We start from the raw sequence: 4,134 nt of genomic DNA, 5'->3' as shown, positions 1-4,134 counted from the left end.
GTGAAGGCTTTGCAGCTTTTGCGTGAGCATCAGGTAGAAACGCATTTGGTGGTTTCGCAAGGGGCGGAGATGACCCGTGCTTTGGAAACGGATTACACTAAAGAAGACGTTTATGCTTTGGCGGATGTCGTGCATTCCGTCCGTAATGTCGGGGCAAGTATTGCTAGCGGATCGTTTTTGACGGATGGAATGTTGATTGCGCCGTGTTCAATGAAAACCTTGGCTTCGGTTGCTCACGGGTTTGCCGATAATTTGCTCAGCCGTGCGGCGGATGTAACATTGAAAGAGCGGCGCAGGCTGGTGTTGATGGTGCGTGAAGCGCCGTTAAACTTGGCACACATCGACAATATGCGCCGTGTAACAGAGATGGGCGGCATTGTGTTTCCTCCCGTTCCGGCTCTGTATCAGAAGCCAGAATCCATCGAAGATATGATTACACACAGTGTCTCTCATGCTTTGGACTTGTTCGGTATTTTTCAAACCGATGCGCCGCGCTGGCAGGGCTGATGTTTCAGACGGCCTGAAAATAAATTGAATACACTGAGAAAGAGGATAAAATCATGCAAGCGATTCCTACCAATATCGTTAAATTTTTGAGCAATCATCATGTCGTCAGTATTGCCGCTGCGGCAGACGGCGAAGTTTGGGCGGCTTGTTGTTTTTATGTGTTTGATGAGGCGAATGCCCGATTGATTGTGTTGACTTCTTTGAAAACGAAACATGGCGGAATGATGAGCCGTTCTGCCAAAGTAGCCGGTACCATTGCCGGTCAGCCTGACAGTATCACAAAAATCAGCGGCATTCAGTTTGCGGCGACTGCCGCTTTGATTGAGAATGAAGCGGATTTGAAAGCGGCGCAGTCTTTATTTTACAAAGCGCATCCTGCTGCTCGAGTGATGAAAAGTGATGTCTGGGCGTTGAATTTGGATAATGTAAAATTCACTGACAATAAATTGGTATTCGCACAAAAAACGTACTGGAATCGCGAGGATTAAGAAAAGGCCGTCTGAAAGATGAAATTTCAGACGGCCTTTGGTAAGGTTACAAATTAATCGTGTCCGAGCTCGACAGTTTTGTCTTTGTAACGTGTATCAGGAACCAAAACGATTTTCTCGTCCACTTTGCCGATGGCTTTCACGTCTTTGCCCGGATAGTCCAGCTGGTGCAGGAAGTAGCGGATACAGTTCAAACGTGCACGTTTTTTGTCGTCGGAGCGGATGATGACCCAAGGCGCGTCGCCGGTATGGGTGTGGAAGAACATGGCGTTTTTGGCTTCGGTGTAGTCGTCCCAGCGGTCGAGCGACTGGATATCCACAGGGGACAGTTTCCAGTGTTTCAGTGGGTCGTCACGACGGGAGATGAAGCGGCGGAGTTGTTCTTCACGGGATACGGAGAACCAGAATTTGAACAGATGGATACCGCTGGCAACAAGCATACGTTCCAATTCAGGAGTTTGACGCATGAAGAGCAGGTATTCGTTAGGTTCGCAGAAGCCCATTACGCGTTCTACGCCTGCACGGTTGTACCATGAGCGGTCGAAGAATACCATTTCGCCTGCGGTCGGCAGGTTTTGGATGTAGCGTTGGAAATACCATTGGCCGCGTTCGGTAGTGGTTGGTTTTTCCAAAGCAACCACGCGCGCGCCACGCGGATTCAGGTGTTCCATGAAGCGTTTGATGGTACCGCCTTTACCGGCTGCGTCGCGGCCTTCAAACAGGCTGACAATACGCTGACCGGAATCTTTAACCCAGCTTTGTACTTTCAACAATTCGATTTGCAGCTTCTGTTTTTCTTTTTCGTAAACAGAGCGGCGCATACGTTGTTTGTATGGGTAGTTGGCAGGAAGCGGTGCGCTGCTGGAATCTTCGTCAGTGCCGCGTCCTTCGTGTTCCAAAACAGCCTTTTCGAATACTTGCAGCTGGTCTTGTTTCTCGCCCAGTTCAACATTCTCGAACGGTTCTAATTGGTGGTCTGCCATAAAGTCTCCTTATCGATTAAGTTTTAAATGATATGGTGTGGTATGGTTTGATTCTACCCTTTTATACTTCGTTCGACTACATAAAATTACATTCGAGTGCTTTTTTTGAATTTGTCTGCTAACTTATGTAAAAGCAGCGTATAATCAGCCTATTTGTACAGCAATCATGCCTTATTTCGCCCTGTTTGACGATGCCGTGAGCGGCCGAGCAAAACTCTATCAAAATCATGTAGAAAGCCATCGGTTTTATCATAACGAACTGGATTCGTTAACAAGTATTTTGCAAGCCGGCTGGAAAAAGGGTTTGCATGCAGTGTTGTTTGCAGACTACGAATTCGGATTGCCACTGATGGATATTTCATCCGCGCACAGTGGCAATTTGCGTTTGCACTGGTTTGCCGATTGTTCCGAAATCGATGCCGAAAGCTGGCTGGCCAATCATTTAGACGGCCTGGCGGCAGGCATCTCCACTCCCCGATTCTCCATATCCGAAGCCGATTATCTCGAGCATATCCGCCAAATCCACGAGGCCATCCGCCGTGGCGATACCTATCAAATCAATTACACCGCACGCCTGCACCTGCAAACTTACGGCAATCCGATTCAGCTTTACCGCCGTTTGCGCCAGCCTGTGCCGTATGCTGTTTTGTCTTGTCTGCCCGACGGGGCAGGGCAGGAAGCGTGGACTTTGTGTTTTTCTCCCGAACTTTTCCTCAAAATCGATTCAAACGGCCTGATTACAACCGAGCCGATGAAGGGCACTGCGCCGATTCTTCACGATGGGCAAGATGAACGCCGCGCCGTTGAATTGCAAAACGACCCGAAAAACCGCGCCGAAAATGTGATGATTGTCGATTTGTTGCGCAATGACCTCGGCAAAATCGCGCAAACAGGCAAAGTACGCGTGCCTGAACCGTTTAAAGTTTCCCGTTTCGGCAGTGTTTGGCAGATGACCAGTGCCATCGAAGCGCAGGCGCTGCCTGATGTTTCGGTTGCCGATATTCTCCGCGCAGCCTTCCCGTGCGGCAGTATTACTGGTGCGCCCAAACGCATGAGTATGCACATTATTGAGTCTCTTGAGTCCGAACCGCGTGGTTTGTACACAGGCAGCATTGGCTTTTTGCATCCGTGCGATACAGGTTTGGGGTTTGAAGGTGTGTTTAATGTTGTGATCCGCACCTTATCCCTGAAGCCCGTTTCAGACGGCCTTTATCAAGGTGTTTATGGCGTGGGTTCGGGGATTGTGATTGATAGCGACCCTGAAGCCGAATATCGCGAGTGCGGTTGGAAGGCGCGTTTTCTGAATGACTTGCGGCCTGATTTCGGTATTTTTGAAACCATGCGCGTGGAATACAAACAATGCCGTTTGCTCGATTTGCACTTAGGCCGTCTGAACAGATCGGCACAAGCGCTCAACCTGTCTTGGCCTCAAAATGCAATAGAGCAAATTCAACATTATATAGATGAGTTGCCAAGTGGGTTATTTAGAGTCAAAGCAGCTTTGTTTTCAGACGGCCTTTCATTGAGCCATGGGGCTGTTTCTGAATTGGATGGGCAGCAATACGTCATCCTGAGTGAACACACATTAAACCAACGCGATTATCTACGCCGTTTCAAAACCACACGCCGTGAAATTTTTGACCAAGCATGGAAAACGGCAGAAGGGCAGGGTGCATTTGACAGTCTGTTTTTCAATTCAGACGGCCTTTTGTTAGAGGGTGGAAGAAGCAATGTGTTCGTCAAATATCAAGGACAATGGCTCACGCCGTCTTTGGATTTGGATATTTTGAACGGGGTAATGCGCCAAGCGGTATTGAAGCAGTCTCAGCTATATTTAGGTGCAGATACAATCAAGGAAGCCCACATCACGCGCGCTATATTGGAAAATGCGGAAGAAATCCGTTTGAGTAACGCTTTAAGGGGCGTGTTTGCGGTTTCGCTCCGTAAATAAATGGCAATAGTCAAATCATCGTGATTCAAATTGTCGTAAAGCGGCAATATCCGATAGAATACGTCATTTCAACAATGAGGTCGTCTGAAAGGGAAAACAATATGGCAAAAGCAAAAGGTGGATTGGGACGCGGTTTGGATTCGCTGATTTCCAATGCAGTGGACAGCAGCAGTAGCGACCGCCTGACAACGGTTGCCATCGCCGA

At 48.5% G+C, this 4,134-nt stretch carries 4 protein-coding genes and 1 pseudogene; 4 read left to right on the top strand and 1 reads right to left on the bottom strand.

Going from position 1 to position 4,134, the window contains the following annotated elements; all coding sequences use genetic code 11:
• Both ACTHS3_RS00460 and ACTHS3_RS00455 read left to right on the top strand, forming a co-directional pair.
• A partial coding sequence (locus ACTHS3_RS00460) for a UbiX family flavin prenyltransferase (RefSeq protein WP_440366812.1) occupies positions 1 to 507 on the top strand: 507 nt, incomplete at its 5' end.
• Positions 508 to 560: 53 nt separating this feature from the next.
• The gene (locus tag ACTHS3_RS00455; protein ID WP_004519011.1) at positions 561 to 995 is read left to right on the top strand and encodes a pyridoxamine 5'-phosphate oxidase family protein; all 435 of its coding nucleotides are present in this window, start codon (positions 561 to 563) and stop codon (positions 993 to 995) included.
• Positions 996 to 1,048: 53 nt separating this feature from the next.
• Here ACTHS3_RS00455 and ppk2 read toward each other — a convergent pair whose 3' ends face one another.
• The gene (gene ppk2, locus ACTHS3_RS00450) at positions 1,049 to 1,978 is read right to left on the bottom strand and encodes a polyphosphate kinase 2 (RefSeq protein ID WP_004519010.1); all 930 of its coding nucleotides are present in this window, start codon (positions 1,976 to 1,978) and stop codon (positions 1,049 to 1,051) included.
• A 166-nt stretch (positions 1,979 to 2,144) separates the two neighbouring features.
• On the opposite strand from ppk2, the gene ACTHS3_RS00445 reads away from it, so the two are divergent.
• Positions 2,145 to 3,929 (top strand): bifunctional chorismate-binding protein/class IV aminotransferase, encoded by a 1,785-nt coding sequence (locus ACTHS3_RS00445; RefSeq protein ID WP_004519009.1) that lies wholly within the window; start codon positions 2,145 to 2,147, stop codon positions 3,927 to 3,929.
• 101 nt (positions 3,930 to 4,030) lie between these two features.
• A pseudogene (locus ACTHS3_RS00440) lies at positions 4,031 to 4,134 on the top strand (ParB/RepB/Spo0J family partition protein); the annotation flags it as partial.

Source organism: Neisseria sp. P0009.S007 (assembly GCF_051962515.1).
Note: the sequence above shows the minus strand (reverse complement) of the source record. Positions and strands in the feature narration are given on the sequence as shown.

Bases quoted from the DNA above. Each gene is read 5' to 3' on its own strand.
- ACTHS3_RS00455 (WP_004519011.1), top strand. From the start codon at position 561: ATGCAAGCGATTCCTACCAATATCGTTAAATTTTTGAGCAATCATCAT.
- ppk2 (WP_004519010.1), bottom strand. From the start codon at position 1,978: ATGGCAGACCACCAATTAGAACCGTTCGAGAATGTTGAACTGGGCGAG.
- ACTHS3_RS00445 (WP_004519009.1), top strand. From the start codon at position 2,145: ATGCCTTATTTCGCCCTGTTTGACGATGCCGTGAGCGGCCGAGCAAAA.